This window comes from Paenibacillus mesophilus, from assembly GCF_005938385.1.
Classification (GTDB): domain Bacteria; phylum Bacillota; class Bacilli; order Paenibacillales; family NBRC-103111; genus Paenibacillus_AB; species Paenibacillus_AB mesophilus.
The window spans coordinates 14,691-31,787 of the sequence record NZ_VCRA01000034.1 but is presented as its reverse complement, the minus strand read 5'-3'; the positions used below and the strand labels follow the sequence as shown (position 1 = coordinate 31,787).

General features: G+C 52.2%; 13 protein-coding genes and 1 pseudogene. 3 read left to right on the top strand and 11 right to left on the bottom strand.

Features of this window, described 5'->3' with window-relative positions; all coding sequences use genetic code 11:
• Positions 1-76: 76 nt before the first annotated feature.
• The 5 genes from FE783_RS32505 to FE783_RS32485 form a co-directional block, all read right to left on the bottom strand.
• On the bottom strand, positions 77-880 hold the full coding sequence (locus tag FE783_RS32505) for a nucleotidyltransferase domain-containing protein (RefSeq protein ID WP_138883587.1): 804 nt from the start codon (positions 878-880) through the stop codon (positions 77-79).
• A gap of 218 nt (positions 881-1,098) precedes the next feature.
• Positions 1,099-2,436 (bottom strand): ABC transporter substrate-binding protein, encoded by a 1,338-nt coding sequence (locus FE783_RS32500; RefSeq protein WP_138883569.1) that lies wholly within the window; start codon positions 2,434-2,436, stop codon positions 1,099-1,101.
• A gap of 43 nt (positions 2,437-2,479) precedes the next feature.
• Complete coding sequence (locus FE783_RS32495; protein ID WP_138883568.1) at positions 2,480-4,939, bottom strand: extracellular solute-binding protein; 2,460 nt, start codon at positions 4,937-4,939, stop codon at positions 2,480-2,482.
• 416 nt (positions 4,940-5,355) lie between these two features.
• Positions 5,356-6,192, bottom strand: a complete 837-nt coding sequence (locus FE783_RS32490) for a sugar phosphate isomerase/epimerase family protein (RefSeq protein ID WP_138883567.1) — start codon at positions 6,190-6,192, stop codon at positions 5,356-5,358.
• Between the two features lie 40 nt (positions 6,193-6,232).
• Positions 6,233-8,164, bottom strand: coding sequence for a glycosyl hydrolase family 28-related protein (locus FE783_RS32485; protein WP_158302167.1), 1,932 nt, complete (start codon positions 8,162-8,164; stop codon positions 6,233-6,235).
• Positions 8,165-8,509: 345 nt separating this feature from the next.
• Between FE783_RS32485 and FE783_RS32480 the strand changes: the two genes are divergently transcribed.
• Positions 8,510-9,334 (top strand): helix-turn-helix domain-containing protein, encoded by an 825-nt coding sequence (locus FE783_RS32480; protein ID WP_158302166.1) that lies wholly within the window; start codon positions 8,510-8,512, stop codon positions 9,332-9,334.
• A 206-nt stretch (positions 9,335-9,540) separates the two neighbouring features.
• On the opposite strand, the gene FE783_RS32475 is transcribed toward FE783_RS32480, so the two are convergent.
• Both FE783_RS32475 and FE783_RS32470 read right to left on the bottom strand, forming a co-directional pair.
• On the bottom strand, positions 9,541-10,917 hold the full coding sequence (locus FE783_RS32475; protein WP_138883564.1) for a sensor histidine kinase: 1,377 nt from the start codon (positions 10,915-10,917) through the stop codon (positions 9,541-9,543).
• Positions 10,910-11,584 (bottom strand): response regulator transcription factor, encoded by a 675-nt coding sequence (locus tag FE783_RS32470; RefSeq protein ID WP_138883563.1) that lies wholly within the window; start codon positions 11,582-11,584, stop codon positions 10,910-10,912. The genes FE783_RS32475 and FE783_RS32470 overlap by 8 nt, the downstream gene beginning before the upstream one ends.
• 516 nt (positions 11,585-12,100) lie before the next feature.
• Here FE783_RS32470 and FE783_RS32465 point away from each other — a divergent pair.
• A complete protein-coding gene (locus tag FE783_RS32465; protein WP_138883562.1) occupies positions 12,101-12,583 on the top strand; it encodes a hypothetical protein in 483 nt (160 codons plus the stop codon).
• A gap of 29 nt (positions 12,584-12,612) precedes the next feature.
• Here FE783_RS32465 and FE783_RS32460 read toward each other — a convergent pair.
• Positions 12,613-12,982 (bottom strand): annotated as a pseudogene (locus FE783_RS32460) (RtcB family protein); the annotation flags it as partial.
• Positions 12,983-12,985: 3 nt separating this feature from the next.
• A complete protein-coding gene (locus tag FE783_RS32455) occupies positions 12,986-14,239 on the bottom strand; it encodes an alpha-L-fucosidase (RefSeq protein WP_138883561.1) in 1,254 nt (417 codons plus the stop codon).
• A gap of 213 nt (positions 14,240-14,452) precedes the next feature.
• Here FE783_RS32455 and FE783_RS32450 point away from each other — a divergent pair, with 213 nt between their 5' ends.
• Positions 14,453-15,340 carry an AraC family transcriptional regulator gene (locus FE783_RS32450; protein WP_138883560.1) on the top strand — a complete coding sequence of 296 codons (888 nt, stop codon included), beginning with the start codon at positions 14,453-14,455 and terminating at the stop codon, positions 15,338-15,340.
• Between the two features lie 41 nt (positions 15,341-15,381).
• Here FE783_RS32450 and FE783_RS32445 read toward each other — a convergent pair whose 3' ends face one another.
• Both FE783_RS32445 and FE783_RS32440 read right to left on the bottom strand, forming a co-directional pair.
• On the bottom strand, positions 15,382-15,501 hold the full coding sequence (locus FE783_RS32445; protein ID WP_202916301.1) for an exo-alpha-sialidase: 120 nt from the start codon (positions 15,499-15,501) through the stop codon (positions 15,382-15,384).
• A 104-nt stretch (positions 15,502-15,605) separates the two neighbouring features.
• Positions 15,606-17,075, bottom strand: coding sequence for a hypothetical protein (locus FE783_RS32440; RefSeq protein WP_138883558.1), 1,470 nt, complete (start codon positions 17,073-17,075; stop codon positions 15,606-15,608).
• Positions 17,076-17,097: the final 22 nt, after the last annotated feature.

Here is a 17,097-nt window from a genome sequence, read left to right as displayed (position 1 = left end):
ATATTGGTACTAAACTCCCGTTAATTGAAAAAGGCAACCGATCGTAAAAAGCCGGCTGCCTCAACTATTGTATCCGTTAATTGAACAAGTTGCTACTGGAATTGTCTGAATATATACTTTCAAGAAACTCGATTGAGACGCGTTCAGCTTCCATTTTAGGTACAATCTCTGAAGCTGTACGTAATCGTTGGTACATCTTAATCGTGTTTTTTAGCGCGTGGTAGCAACTTTCGAAGCTGTGGAAAGGAATCGTTCCTTTAAGTTCTTCCAGTTCTTTTGAAGCATATTTCTCGAGCTTTCGAACCCCTCGCGGTGAATGGCCGTTGCGAATGAGAACCAACGGCCCTAACACAGCATTTCGAATAAATGTTAGGTGATCGATCAGTTCGAACAACTCGCCCCTCCCTAATTTAGTCGCACCGTAATGCACCCAAACCCAGAAACGATCCTCAATCCACTGAGGATCAAGGAAAGGGAAAGTAGGGGTTGCTTTGCTGAGTATCGTTGTAATATCAGAACCTCTCTCCCAAAGAATCAGCGGGTTCTCGATTCGTATCTTGAGCTCCTCCACTTGAACAAACTTAAGATCGACATGAAGAGGTACTGGGCCATATAAACAAATAAGCAATCTGGGTTCTCCGACATGCTCGCCGGTGAATGCCGAAAGTAAGTTACCGAGCCCTTCTGCGATACGGAGTCGTTGTTCCATGATCTCATTTCGAAAAGCGCAATTGTATACGATTATTAAATCCAGATCACTGTACTCATCCATTGCTCCGTGTATCATGGAACCGCCTGCAAGGAGACCTGTAAGTCGATGATCTTGTCTTACATACTCTTTTGCCTGCTCAATGAACCGTTCGTGTACAGGTAACTTCAATGCCATACACTCCTTAAATTGTGACCCATAAAATGGGTATTACACAAAAATAACATTTACAAGAAGTAACGTCAAATAGTATGTGAGCCAATACTGCACTATCCTGCAAGTTAGTTGAGAAAGGCAGCCGATCGTAAGAAGCCGGCTGCCTTCAAATGTTTTTCCTGAGCTATCGTCTCTGTTTTATTGGACAGTTGATGCAATCGTGCACCTATACATTATTTCTGTTGTTGTGCAGCAAGCGCCAACTGCTGGTCGATCGTATGGGCAGCCTCTGTCAGTAATGTTTGTATAGCTTCGCTGGATGAAGCATCAAGCGTGCTCCCGATGTATCTCTTAGTCATAAGCGCAGGCAGGTAAGGATTTCGATAGGCAGACGGCGTAATCCCGTAATTCAGCTCTTCGAGAAATACCTTGATTACAGGATCGGCAGCCTGACCGAGCTTCTGAACAGCAGACTTAGACGTTAACAATTCCTGACGTGACCAATCCTTATGAAACCCGCTGTCCGCATTCAGAATAACGTCCTTTATAAACTTCCAAGCCAACTCCTGTTGTTTCGATATGGCTGCAATAGACAAGGTTTGAATGTTCACGCTGTTTACTTTTTTTCCTTTTTCCAGACGTGGCAGCGGAGCGACTGCTGTTTTTCCGACTGTTGCTCGGTTTGTTTGCTCTAAAAAAGAATACATGCCGTATGGCGCTATGCTCATACCTACATTGCCATCCCACATTTCGTATAAGGTGGGATTACCCATGTTTTCCACGATCTTAATCGCGTTGTTCGTGTTCTTATGATGAACCAGCAGCGCAAAGGCATCCGAAATCAAACGACTGTCCAAATAACCGCTGACCTTGCTGTTGTCCGGTGATAATATACTGCCGCCGCTGCTTTGCACCAGTGACTCTAAAAACGTGAGCTCGAACGGAATCGTGCTTCCGTAAACCTCTTTATTAGCCACAGCATTAGCAGATTTAAGCTTGATGGACAGGTCAAAGTACTGCTCCCAGGTCCAATCACCGCTAGGATAGCTGATTCCTGCTTTATCGAACCATTCCTTGTTATAATATACGGCTAGTGGTGCCGGCGACATTGGGATGCCAATAAGATTACCTTTAGTTGTTGTTACCATTTTTGTAAGAGATTCGTACAGGTCATCGGTTGCCATTCGATCCGTTTTAAAAAAGGCGAGTAGATCGGCATATATTCCTGCTTCAGCAAGGAGCGGATAAAACGGGGCGAATATAAGATCCGTCTTCTTCCCTTCCTTCAATCGCGCGTTCAAATCTCTCTGGTAGCTTTGTGAGGGGAGCTTTTCAATGATGATGTGAACGCCTGGGTTTGCCGTTTCAAATTGTTTTGAATACTTTTGAACTGTATCAATTCGGTACTTTGTGGATGCCGCTGTATTTTCCGGCATCAAAAGCACTAACTCCCGGTTCTTCGTTTCGTCTGCCTTCACGATCTTATTGTTGTCCGTCTTATTTTCGTCGGCCCCTGAGCAGCCAGATAAAAGAGCACCGCATAACACATAAATTGCAATCGCCTTCTTCATTCGTTCCACTCCCCCCAATTATTCACTTCAAAAGAATGGGAAATTACGGCATCGGTTTGGTCTCATCCAACAATCCATCAATCACGGAAGCTAATCGCGAAAGTTCCATTTGCACCTCCGCTTCCGAGCCGAGGGAAGCAAGACGAAACAATTTATCTGCCGTAGCGATCATTTTGATTTTTGGGTTGCGGTAAATGACCGGTTTAACAGCATGATTCAATTCGTCAATAAATACCTTCCATGCCGGCTCGTCGTTCAGCTTAAGCTTGTGTATGGAAGACCGGGAGGCAAGTGTTTCCTGTTTCGACCAATCAACTTGGAATTTGCTTTCCGGATTAAGAACAATATCCTTGATGAACTTCCAAGCCAGTTGTTGCTGCTTGGAAGCGGTGGCGATGGAGAGAGCATCCTGGATCCATACCGCATTGGCCCGAACTCCGCTCGCCAGGCGGGGCAGCGGAGCAACTCCGATCCTTTCTTTCAGCTTCGGATTACGAGTAAGGAAAGCATACATCCCGATTCTCCCGACGCACATTCCCACATTGCCGGAGGAAATTTCGCTTAGGATTGCATTTGTCCCATTGGGCAGCTTTTTTACGACATCTTGGTTGTTGATCTCCTTCAGCAACAAGGCGAACGCTTCGGTGACAGGCCGGCTATCCAAATATCCGGTAAAGCGGCTATTGTCAGGTGACAGCATGCTGCCGCCGTTGCTTTGTGCAAGCGATTCTAATAAATCCGGGATGATCGGAACTGCGCTGCCGTAAATCTCCTTCCCCCGGACGGTGTTGGCCTCTTTCAAATGGACCGACAAGGCGAAAAATTGTTCCCAAGTCCACTCCTCCGTCGGCTCGGGCAGATTTGCCCTGTTGAACCAATCTCTGTTATAGAATACGGCCAGCGGTTGAGGAGACATCGGGATCCCTGTTAATTGTCCGTCCTCTGTCATCATTTCGGTTAGCGGTTTGTATAAGTCATCGGGAGTTATTCCATCTTCCTTATAAAAGTGAAGCAGATCGACAAACAGTCCCTGTCTGCTGAACGCGGTACCATAAGGCCAAAAGACGAGGTCTACATCATTGGAGCCGCCTATTCGTTCCAAAAATTTGGCCCCATGGAAATCGCGTATAGGCATTGTGTCAATCGTAACCTCTGTCCCGGGATTGGCGGATTTGAAAGCTTGTGCATTTTCGATGAACGTGGCTATTCTGTACCTGGTTGATCCGGCGTCATGGTCGGGTATAAGAATCGTCAAAGACCGCTCTTTCGAACTTGGCTGTTCAGGGGATATTACGGCTCCTGGCGAATCACACGCATCATCCATAACCTGTTCCATCAAGAACTGCTTCCACTCCGCCTCAAACTGGCTCTGTGTGCACCCAAAGATGGATTCGAGGTTGCCCGGGTCTCGAAGCAGGCGATGGAGGGCGTCCCAACTATATCGGATCACGATAAAATCAATCAGGGTATAGCCTAATTCTCGGCCTCCAATCGTTAAAAACTTAAGCGAGTCCACTACCCGCAAGTATTGAATCGAAGGCAGTTCACGTTGTCGGTACCTGGAAGCTACCCGGCTTCGTACTTGCTCGCGGGACCATTCTTGCCCGAGATACTCTCCTACCCCGTGTAGAAGAAACAACGGTATTTGCGGGTTCAATTGCTTGGTTAGCACTTTACTATACAGAGCCAAAGAGCGCAGGACGATAGCGTTATAATCATAGTGCGGCCCCGGATTCAAAGGGGAAACGATCTTCACAACGTTCAACTGACCGAATCTTCCGATGAAGGATTTTTTAGAGGGATGTGCTTCCGGGAACATCGATTCTTGATCGGGATAAATCTCATACGCTATTTTTGTGTGAGGGGTGAAATTTAAAGCTGACGTAATGCGCCGGAAGTTTTGGCGCAAAATGGACATGAAGTCGTCGGTCACCTTCTGGAATTCCGGACCGCTTTGCCCAGTTTCCAGCATATTGACCATGTTAATGTACTGCTTGGGGTTAAAGGGCGCTGCTATGTGCCAGTTTTCCAAGTCATTTCTCATTTTTCCGAGGCAGCGGTACATCCTGTTTTTGATCATGCTTTCATTCAATTTCAACAGCTTGGCGATGTCGCGGAAGGAGTAGTCGGCAATATAACGCAACGTGAGAATTTCTTGGTCGATCTGATCCAGTTTATTGAGGGAAGTACCGAGATCAATTTTGAAATCCACCTCTTTCGTGAAGTCGGTCGTTATAAAACGCGAAAAGTTAGTCTCCTGACCTACCAGCAACTCTTTGGTGCGATACGCCCTCCTTGCTTCTTTCATCATGGTGTTGGAGGCAATGGAATACAGCCAAGTGTACAAACTCGATTTGTTCTGAAACGAGTTCAGCGACTGATTGGCCTTGAGAAACACCTGTTGCGTCAAATCCTCCGCCTGATCGATTCCGGCTTTGTAGGCGATATACCGCTTGATGCGATCATAATGCTCCATTAACAGATCATTATCGTGCCAATTCACGGATCGGAGCACCTCCCAGTTATGTTAGACCCTTCAAGATGGGAAAAAGACACAAGTTTCATTAAAATTTTTTCTGCCCCGGACGAAACGGTGTAACGAACAGGAGCAGCTCGCCGAGGTGCCTGCTCCTGTTGTAATCCCCTTCACTACTGTCTGGTTGGTATTCGTCCCCAGTTTATGATATAAGCTTATGTTTTCAATAAATTAAGGAGTTCGTGAGCAAATACGATTTCCCTTTGTATGGAATGGGGATCACCGATTTCTTCCAAGCTATAGCACTTTCCGTCGGGAATGGGATAAAGTTCTTGTCACGGGGAATTGACAAGAACTTTATCCCATAAAAAGCAAAAGCCGCGATTTACACGGCAATTAATGGGACAATGTTCTTGTCACCCGACACTTTCTCTATTTATTTCTTATTCTGGTTTAAAACCCGCTTCCTTCAACATGCGAACCAGGTGCATTCGAGCATCTGCGATTCGCTGATCGATCAGCTCGGGTACAGCCGGTCCGTCCACTCGCTCCAAAAATACATTGCCCTCGAACCCGCCCCTCTTTAAAACGGTAAAAATAGCTGGGAAATCTACATCTCCTGTACCGGGTATCGGGAAATCGCGTGCGCCCCGCTCCCCACGGTGATCTTTGGCGATAAGCGAATACGTGCGCTTCGCCACCTGGGGAAAATCGTCAGAGGCAACAATTCCTTCGTAAAACTCCACATTGCCGGGATCGTAGCATCCCCGGATATGCGGGGAATCGATTTGCTGCAAAGTCTCCAGCATATCCGCTGCGGTTGCCGTATTGCCGGTATGGGGTTTGATCGTTATGATGAGGTCCAGTGCGGCCGCTTCCTCGGCAATTTGTTTGTACCGTTCGATGTATGCCCGGTTTATCGGTTGCATTTCCTCCTCTGTCAGAGGAGCCGACGGAAAGGAGCGGTAGCTTTGCGTCCCGATTGTAAGTATTTCCTTGATTCCCAGCGCTTTCGCTAGTTGCATGCGCTGCCTCGCCCGCTCGATCGGCTGATCGATTTTAAAATGAGCATTGGACATGAGCTGCAACGGTTGCAAGTTGTACATGGCAAACAGTCCGTCCAATTGGCCTATTGCACGGCTGTCGTCTGCTTCCGGTAATTCAATCCCCCCGTGAGGATTCCCTATGCCAATATATCGATACCCCGCGCGCGAGATTCCTTCCAAAGCCCTTTCCATGGAACAGGTTGCATAAGGCAATGTCATACAGGCCAGTTTCATATTCCGCGTCCCTCCTATTTCAGTTCCCGCAGTCCCGCATTCAGTACCATTCGTACGGAACCCCAACCTCGCTCAATACCGGATGGGCGACATATACGAGACTGGTTGCATGGACAGACAGTTTCCGTATACCGAAGGAAACCGTTCCCGAGGACGGCAACAAGTCTACGTAGGAGACGAGCTGCCAATCCATATTCTCAAAATAGGCTGACGTGTTCGGACCCAACTGACTGGAATAGGCCGCAGCACCCGTTGACGCCTCCGAAGCTCTCGCATAAAAAGCAAAATAAACGTACTTGCTCTCTAACTCCGGATACTGCGCCAAATCGATCGTGAACCCCCAGTCGCTCGTATTGGCGGCCCCGGACAGTTCAAACGCCTCGTAGGTGCGGTAGGTGGCGCTCGACGAAGCAAACGATCCGCTTCCCGTCGTGACGGGAACGAATTGTCCCAGACCAGGTGAGTAGTTTACTCTCGCGACACCTTGAATTTCGGCCTTATGGAAGTGTGTCTTGGCTGCGGCCAAGTCCTCGATTTGCAAACTCGCCAGCGAAGCGTACGTTTCGTCGTAAGCGACGCCGTTCCCGTATATCTTCAGATTGTTGACCCATGCTCCCATTCCGGTCCTGCTCGTCCCTGTTCTTAGCAGCGTGTAGGCTTTGAAAGGAGCGCTCGAGCGGGAGATGCTGTTGTTGCCGATCTCCAGCCCCAGCTTGGCGGAATAGCAAGCTACCAAACAGTCGGCATCCCGTAGACTGGCGAAATTATTGACGATCCGGATGGAACTGACCGGCTGCGTGTTGCCGACCGTGGCCGCTACGACCGTGCCGTTTATAATGATCTGCGCTTTCACCAACCGCTCCGGATTCACAAACGAATAGCCGACCGAGCCATTATTTTCGAAATAGTTGTCAGACAGATCGAAGGGCATGATCGAATTGCGGGCGAAAACGCCGCATACTTTGTTTCCTTCGATATTGCAGCCGTTTATCCGGACGCCAAGCGCTTTCCTGGACAAATAGATGCCGATGCCGTCATTCGTGAATATTTTCGTATTCACAACATTGAAGACGTTCACTTCACCATCAACAAATTGAATGCCATCACCGCGGTTGTAAGATATTTCGCATGTCTCGACGTCATTGCACCAGCCATAGCCGATAGCAAGCGCGGCCAAAGTCGTTCCTTTGATGGAGATCCGGCGGAACAGCGAATGCGCAATTTTTTTGGAATAAATCCCGTATTTCGTCTTGTTGTCCCCGGATATGTCGAGATTCGAAAATTCGAATTGATTCCCCACCTCGGTATCCGTAAACTTGAAGATGGCTTCCAACGGAGCCGACACCGTGACGGATGCATGCGGACGAATGATGGAAGAATGGACCCGTCGGTTGTAGTCGTCCCCGATCAGCCGAATCCCTCGCTTACTTGAATCAATCAGGATCGGGCTTGAGATCAAATAAAAATCGGAAGACGGAAAGTAGACGACCGCCCCCCGGTTCTGAGCAGCATCCACAGCCGCTTGTATGGACTGTGTATCGTCAGACGCGTTGTCGCCTTTCGCCCCAAACCATTTTACGTTGAACGCTCCTTGAAAAATGCGCTTGAACCGTGCTCCTGTAGCCGACACGATTACCAGACCGGTGTCATCCGCGCTCGACACGTCGGCCGGATCGAAACGGAAGACGCCCTCCTTGCCCGGATCTGTAACCTCATAAAATTCCGCAGGAGCCGTAGACAAGGAGCGCAGCTCGGCAATCGTCACCTTGGGCCAACAACATCCCTCCTTCTCCGCCCCATATACCGCTTCCGTCACACGTTTCCCCTGAACGTTTGCTGCGCTCCACAGACTGCCCGCGACCAAAGCCGTGCCTGCCAAGCCGATCGAGGCGAGCAGCTTTCTTCTGCTGCCGCTGACCGTTCCCGAAACGTCAACTTTTTGCTTGGTGCCGATTTCTTTCTCGTGATTCATAGTAGACCTCCCATCTGTAGTTTTGGGTTTCAAGAATCGGTAAGCGGTTACACGAAACGAGCAAGCCGATCCTGCTTCCAGCATAGTTGAACCCGATTGCTTTTAAAATAAAGAGAATTAAACTAAACCATATGTAAAGTTTAACGGAATTCCGAGAGAAGTCCCCTTCCTCAACAGGAAAGGGATGAATGTCGGCCGGGCAACGCCTGAATGATCTTCCCAAATCCTGCCCTAATGATCGATCGTATGATACAATCAGTCTCAGATCCTGTTAAGGCTAGTGAGTCCATGAAACTGGAACGATCATTCCGAACAGACAACTCTCGCAGAACGGAGGAGCCGATCTTGCATACCGAAGAGGGTCGAAATGTTCTGATCCCCCAGCTCACATACTGTAGATATTGGGAGCGAAAAGACAAATTTTTGTTTTATGAGGATACCTGCAAGGAGTGGACCATTTTCGCCGTCATAGACGGGTCGTTCCAGTATGAATTTAACGAGGAGAAAGGCATTGCCGCATTCGGCGATTTGATCATTTGTCCGGCAAATACTGTTCTGCGCAGGGTCGTTATATCTCCGCTTACTTTTTTTGCGATTCGGGTTCGATGGCGGATCAACGACTTGGTGAGGGTGGGACAGGCAGAACCGTCCCGATTTGTCGGCAAAACGAGTATCGCCGACACGAAGCGGTTGGCAGGCAATTATTCCTTGATGAAGCAATCCGAAGGACTCAGCGAGGAAGTGAAGCTTTGGCTGTGCGGTCACTATATGCTGGACATCTGGTTGTTATATGGGAAGGAGTGCAGCAAATGGCCTTGGCCGGCAGAATGGCAAGCTGGCAAACAACCGGAGCCGATCATGAACGAAGCCTCCTTCCTCATTCGCAAACATGCCTTTGAGACTGTTGATCTGAAGGAGATTGCCGCACAATTGCGACTAAGTCCAGCACGGCTATGCCAGAAGTTTAAAGCGAGCTTCGGACAAACCCCGATCCAGTTTTTGACCGAATTGCGTCTGGAGAAAGCAAGACAGCTGCTGCTGGAAACAACCATGACACTTGATCAAATCTCGGAATACATTGGTTACCAGAACGCCTACTATTTAAGCTACATCTTCAAGAAGCATATGGGAGTCACGCCGACCGCCTTCAGAAAAGCGCATCGGGTCTAGCTACTTCCCTTCCTACTCGAACCCCCTATTCTGTAAGGAAGGGCAAGGGAGGACCTATTTCAAAAAAAAGGGAACGGGCGCCCGTTCCCTGCAAACATTAAACTCGACTGAATGCGCGCACCACAAATCCCGGGGATCGCCCGTCGAGTCAACGTGCGGCCATCGCGGTCGCACCCAGGACTTCGGACCCGCCGGTGAAATCCGCGCTACAGAGGCAATTTCACCCTAAACGTAGTCCCCGCGCCCACTTCGCTTTCCACATGAATCGTCCCCCGGCCCGCCTCGACGATACTCTTGGCGATGGCGAGGCCGAGCCCGTGGCCGCCGATCTGGCGCGTCCTGGTCTTGTCCTGCCTGTAGAATCGGTCGAAAATGCGAGGCAGCGCCTCCGGATCGATGCCGATCCCGTTGTCCTGCACCTCCAGGATCAGCAGGCGTCCCCCTTTTTCCCCGCGCTCCGCTAGCCTCACGTCCACCCGACCATGCTTCGGCGTATATTTAATGGCATTATCGATTAACAGCACGAACAATTGATTCATTTTCTCCGCATCCCACTCTACCTCTATGGCCTCGTCGGCCTGGAGGCGTACGGCGATGTCCTTGGCCTGCGCCAGCGGCTGGAGCTTCCGAATCACCGCGGCGGCGGCTTCGTTCAGTTGGAACCGCGAGCGGTTCAGCACGATCTCCCCGGAGTCGGATCGGGCCAGCTGCAGCAGCCCCGCCGCCAGCTTGGTGATCGAGTGGACCTCCTCCTTCATCCCGTTAAGCATTTGGCGGGCGAAGGGCTCGCGCTCCAGCGCCTCCTCCAGCTGAAGCGCCTCGATGGAGGAGAGCAGGACGCTGAGAGGCGTTCGCAGCTCGTGGGAAGCGTCGGCGACGAATTCGCGCTGCCTCTCGTACGCCTGCGCGATGGGTACGATCGCCCGCCGGGCCATCCGGTGGCTGAGCCAGAGTGCGAGCAGGAAGAACAGCAGCGCCAGCGCGAGCAGGAGCAGCAGGAGCCAGCGGAACAGTTCGTGCTGGAACGTAACTTCCTTCCCTATATACAACGTGCCGACCCGGTCCCCTTTCTTGGTCAGTTCCCGAGCGGTGACGATGAAGCGGCCCTGCTCGCCCGGTACCCCCTCGCCGGCCGAAGGCTTCACTACCGTGTGCAGCGCGACCTTCACGACCCCTTTCCCCAAAAATCGCCCTTGGTCGATGTACGCCATCACCTGAGGACGAAGCGCTGGCTGAATCTCGTTCCCCAGTTGGAGATTCCGATTCTCGGCGATCAAGTAATAGAACGACTGGTCGGAGCTGATCGAGAACGCGTCCTCGATCTCGCGCGGAGGCCGTCGGTTGGGATCGCCATCCCGGTCGGCCCAGCGCTGCAGCGTTTCGATCTCGCTGTTCGCGAGCGTATTCAGGCGGTGATATTGATCGTTCCAGATGAACAAGTACAGCAGGGTGTAGACGATGAGGACGAATAGGCTGAGGAACATCACGAGAACCCCGCTGTACTGCCAAGTCAGCTTGCGGCGGGTCCGGTCGAATAGATCGGCTTCCAACTGCCGTTTTCGGATCGCGCGCCAGTTAAGCATCGATTTTGTACCCCACGCCTCTCACGCTCTGGATCAGGTCGCGGGATTCCGTCGGTTCCAGCTTCTTGCGAATCAATTTCACCGTGGCGTCGATCGTCTTCAGGTTCACGTCCGCATCCAGTCCCCAGACCTTGTCCAGGATCACACCGCGGGTCAAGGTGCGGCCCCGGTTCTGCAGCAGCAGGTCCAGAATCTGATATTCGCGCGGAGACAATTGGATCGTTTGCTCCCCCCAGGCGACGGTCTGACTCGTCCGCCTCAGCTCGAGATCCTGCACCTGGACGACCTCCTCCTGCAAAGGCACAAAGGTACGCCGCATCAGCGCCCGCAATCGCGCCAGCAGCTCGTCCAGCTCGAACGGCTTGACCAAGTAATCGTCCGCGCCTGCATCCAGCCCCTCTACCCGATCCTGCAGCGCATCCCGAGCCGTGAGCATGAGGATCGCCCCGCCGTACCCGGACTTGCGCAGCCGGGCGCACGTCTCGCGGCCGTCCCCTTCCGGCATCATCCAATCGAGTACGACCACGTCGTAGCTGGAGGCTTTCGCGTAGTCGAACGCCTCGTTGCCGGTCGTCACCCAGTCGATGGCGCAGCCGGTTTTCCTCTTCAACAAATGTACGGTGAGCTCGCCCAACCGCAGGTCATCCTCCGCCAACAAGAGCTTCATGCCGCCGCCCCTTTTCCAAGAATAGGATTCTAGCCAAAAGTATACCGGAACGACTCTCGGCTTTCACCATATTTTCACCAAGTCCAAGTAACATAGAGGTCAAGGAAGAACAATCCCACTCTGAAAGGAACGAAAAGGATGAAAAAGAAGATGCAAGTTTTGATGGTTGGAACGGTAGCAGCCCTGTTGATTGTAAGCGGAGGCAGCGCGATCGGTTGGAATCATGCGTGGGCGGCGGATCCCGTTGCCACCTCCACCCCCAACCCTGACGCCGCTTCGGATCAAACGGCACCGAAGCCGCCCCGCGAGGATGGTCAGCGGAAGCCCCCGGGCCAAGGGAAACCGAAGAAGGACGAGCGGAAGGACGACCGCCCTTGCCCTGACTCATCCGCTCCGGGCGCGGCTCCGGCTCCAGGCGCCGAGGGCCGCGGCGGACGGCCCGCACCCGCCCCGGGCGGCTCGGGCGGACCTCGAGGGCCTCAGGCTCCTGCTGCCGAGCCCCAAGGCGATCAAACGGTGGCCGTCTCCGGCGGATACGAGACCGATCCTGTCGATCACGGCCGGCCGGTCGTGCTGATCGCGGCCGCGCTCGGCGTGCCGACCGAGGTGTTCCGCGAAGCGTTCAGCGGTGTGAAGCCAGCCGGGCTGGACCGCGGCCCCACGGCCGAGGAGGCCCAGAAAAACAAGGCCGCTTTGATGAGCGTCCTCGCTCCCTACGGCATCACCAATGAGCAGTTGGACGAAGTGTCCAATTACTACCGCTACAACGGCAGCAAGGGCCAGCTCTGGCAGCACCAGCCGGCGACCGCCGAGGCCATCGTCACCGACGGCGTCCTGACCGGCGTTGCGATCACGAATCCCGGCTCCGGCTACACGTCGGCTCCGACGATCAAGGTCAAAGCCCCGGACGGCACGATCGTGAACGCGGTCGCTACAGTGGCGTATACGAACGACTTCCGCACCAACGGCAGCCTTACCTCGATTACGCTTCAGCCGTAACGGCATAAAGCAAGGAGCTCTCCCGACGGTTAGTCGGGCTGGGCTCCTTGACGTTTAGTCCTATAGGGATCGAATTCATCGGCCTCTGCCATGCATAAGCCAATCGGCTTCAGCACGTGCAGCACCTCGATCGTTCGCATGCGCGTCCAGCACCTCTTGCAGCCGGCGATAGACGAACTGGCTTTCGTTGGTACCCGCGCCGCGGAGCTCCACCCCGAATTCGCGAACCGCTTGCTTCATTTGCTCTGCGGAGATCTGGCTGCCGGAACGGGTCCGGGTCTTCCAGTTCATTTTTCCCGCAGCTTGCGTACGGCTCATGACGCGCCCGGCTCCGTGCACCGTGCTGTAGAAGAAATCCCGGTTCTCGTCCGTGTCCTTTCCACTCACAATGACCGAGATCACTTAAACGAAAGTTACCTCCGCTACCCGGACAACGTAGTTCACTCCGTACGAATAGCTCGTCGCTACGAAGCTGAATGTCCCGGCAGCCGTATTCTGCGAGAACTCCAGCTTCTCCCCGTTGTCCAGCCAGCGCACGGATTCAACCTTCCGACTGATGCCCATAAATTTCTTCTCGCCCGGACCGCCGCCTTCCACGGTAACATCGGCATGTCCGCTGATCTTGAGATGGTGAATAAACAGATACAAGTTTCCGTCCGGCGTCTCAAGCGCAAAGTTGCTTCCTTCCCCCTCCACCTCGACCGGTTTTCCTTCGTAGATCGGTTTGCCGTTGACCTGAAGCCATTGTCCGATCACCTCCAGCATCGATTGCTGGACCGGAACGATTTTGCCGCTGGCGGTCGGACCGACATTCAATAAATAGTTGGCTCCAACCTTCCTGCAAGCACACAGGCTTTCTATAAAATGAGGGACAGATTTGTACATGAAATCCGCTTTCCCGATCCCCCAGTGGTCGTTCATCGTCTCGCACATTTCAGCCGCCACATACTTGCTCATTCCCCTTCGGTCCATAGGCTTCGGACGGCCTTGCTCGTACGTGACGCTGTCGATTTCTGGATGCCCGAGTTCACCCCTTTTCCCTAGTCCCGTATTGTTGATAATTAGCGCTTCCGGCTGATTTCTGCGAATCATCCCATACAGCTCATCCAGCTTCCAGTCCGCATCCGCCTTGCTCCAATTCCCGTCGAACCAGATCCCGCCGATCTGTCCGTATTGCGTGCACAATATTTCTACGGACCGGTACAAGTAATCCAGATAGGCGTCAAAATCGGTCCGGAAGGTGGGCTCGTACCAATCCAGCGTCGTATGGTACAGCACAGGCAGCAGACCACCCTCCCTGCAAGCTTCGACGAATTCGGCGACGAGATCCCGCTTAGCCAAGCTGTGCGGGGCATCATAACGATTCAACCCCCGAGTGTCATAGAGAGAGAAGCCGTCATGGTGACGAGTCGTGATGGTGATATACTTCATTCCGGCCTTTGCGGCTATGCGGACAATCTCCTCAGCATCAAACTCTTCCGTCGAGAACGTGTTCATCAGCTGCATATAGTCGTTCGGAGGAATTTTGCCGATCTGCTGAATCCATTCCCCCTTCCCTAACTGAGAATAAAGACCCCAATGAATAAACATGCCGAAGCCGAGCTGTTCAAAACGTTCGATTCTTGGTTCTGGTTTAGGTAGGATTTCGGGTGCCATAGTTTCTCATTCCTTCCTGATCGTTGGATTGGCAAGGAGGTATTTTCTCTTCTACTGTAAAGAATTCGATCAGATTTGTGTAGGTTAGATTTCGAACAATAATTGGACGATCCCGACTTTTTCATTCCGGATAATTTCGTACCTTTGATGTGATAAGATAAGAGACATATTCGGCGTGCAGCCGAAGCAAGCGACGGAAGGAGGATGTGACCGGTGTTATGCCTGGAGTTGAAAATCCCGCCGCTCCCGCAAGCCATTACGGTCGAAAGATCGGTCACCGGCAAGGATTATCAGCATTTCAGAAGATGCTTTGAAGTATATAATATCGTATTCGTCAAATCGGGCTCTCTTTATATCACGGAAGATGATATCGCTTACAACATGAAGGAAGGCGACATCCTCGTGCTGGAACCGGGCAAAACCCATTGGGGACACCAGCCTTGTCCTGAGCAGACGGAGCTGTATTGGGTACATTTGTCCCACTCGCGAGCGATTCGGTCGCTCGACAGCGATCAAATCCCTTGGTCTTATCCACTCCTAAGAAACGAAGACAACGACGAACAACCGTCCGACCAGTATATGTATTTGCCGAAAATGACCTGCGTCGATCCATCATCGATCGTGCCGCTCTTGGAACGTATGTATCTGATGTTTCATTCGTTCTCCGTCTCGAATGCGCTGCCGCTGCACGCTCTGCTATCTGAATTTCTAGTTAAAATCCAATCCGTAGCGCAGGTTCGCGGCCGCTCCAGGTCGTCTTATTTATCCGAGCGGATCATCGAATATTTACAGCTCCATGCGAACGTTCCTTTACACTACCAGCATCTGGAGGAGTCGCTTCATTATCATTTCGATTATTTGTCGCGCTGCCTCAAAAAGCATACCGGGATGACCCCGCTTCAATATATGCGCGGCATTCAGATCAAACAGGCCAAATCGCTGCTGGAACATACGGAATTGACGATTTCGGAAATCGGCGAACGGATTGGACTGAACAGCCATGGCTACTTGAATCGGATATTCCGGCAAAACACGGGAATGACACCGAACCAATACCGTGCTTCCTGCCGCAGAAACTTATGGCCGGATACAAAAAGTTGAATTTCTAATCGAGCGGAAACGAAAAGATCGCCGCTTTTTGATCATTGACCAAAAAACTGAGGCTCGCCCCAGCCGCCGCCTTCGCCGCTGCTGCGCAGCGAAGCCCAAATGCCGACGTCCAGGGCGCCTTCAGCCGTACCGCCGAACCAGGCGGCAAGCACGTCTCCGTCATGTATTTGTGTAGTATCGATTCGAAAAGACTGCGTCTTGAGTCCGGATTATGAGCTTTTCCAGTTAAAACGGTTAGCAATACCAAACTAGGTAATTATCTGCATGTATACTCGGTGGGCACTTGACAATCTCGGCCATCGCGCGCGCGCAGCGCAATATGCGCCATGCCGTGGATCAGGTAACCGGGGCCGAGCTGCGATTCATAGTGTTCGATTCCCTTCGCCGCTCCTCTCGGAATCTCATGGTCAAAATAAATGGACGCAAATTGCGCGGCCAGTTGTAAGCCTCCGTCGAGCCATTTCCGCTCGCCGGTAATGGCATATAGATCGGCCATTAATTCCAGAGCCAGACCTGCGTCGCCGGCCGGCACGTAATGATGACCGATCAAATTTATGTTCTCATGCGGCCGGATGCCTTGTGCATCGATCGCAATGTCGCTTGTGACGGGGAACGGTTGATCCAGATAGCATGCTCCGACTGCTAGGGCCCATTTCAGCAGTTCCGGACGACGGCACAGCCGCCAAGCGCATAGGCACATCAACGCTGCCCCTGAGGCGTTGGCTACGCCGTACACGCTGCCCCATACGGACATCGGTTCCGTCAGTTGGTTGTCGCGCGTGCATAGATTGGCGAATACGCCTTGCTCCGGATCATGCGGCGCTGCGATAAATCCGCTGATATAGACGTCAGCGCGCTGTCGCAAAGCTGCCGCCTGTGAAGGTGCTGTACGATCCAACTGATCAGCCGTTTCGAGCAAGCTGGTTGCCAGGGAGAGCGTCTGGGTCGGCGAATTAATATTCTGGAAACGCACCGCTTCTTGCGGCGAGCGGCTTTCGACAAGCAGCAGTCCGCGCTCATCGCGTTTGTCCCACCAATAGTCCAAAAACTGCTCCAACTGTTGCAACAACTCCGGACGGCGGCTTTGGTTATAGGCGAACGCCAAATCGAATATATAGAAGCCGGAATGCCGCGGAAAATCGCAGGAACGAACATCTGCAGGCGCATATTGTCTGCTGTTGATTTCCGCATGGCGGTAATATTCGCGAGGCGAACTCTGCTTCCAGTGATATTCCAGACCGTCAGCGAAACGCTGCACACACGGTGCGTTAAATTCATGCAGTTTCTCCCATAACCAGAGCGGCGCATGGTGCAAATGGTCGTGAATCGCCCGCCTTTCCGGCTCATACGTAATAATGCTGCTCCCCACTCGCTGCTCGGCTAAATGCCAATAGGCATGCTCCCCCCAGGGGAATAACCCTGTTGCCGTATTCGTACAGTGTGTGGCAAAATATCGCAAATAGCGATCGGCCGCATCCGCATAATCTGGTTTTCCCTCGCACCTGGCAAGTGCGTACATCGTACCGAGCAAGGGGATATCATGCATCAAATTGCTGCCATTCGGAGCTCTGTCCGCATTGCGCTGCCCAGGGATCGGTGCGGGCATCTCATTCAACATATCGCCCGTGCGGCAATCCAATAGGGATGGAAACAATCCGTTGTACGGATTTGCGCTTTGTATCAACCGATCAATCGCCGTGCAGGCGGTGTTCAATATGTCCTTCATGCAATCCCCCCGCTTACTCTTT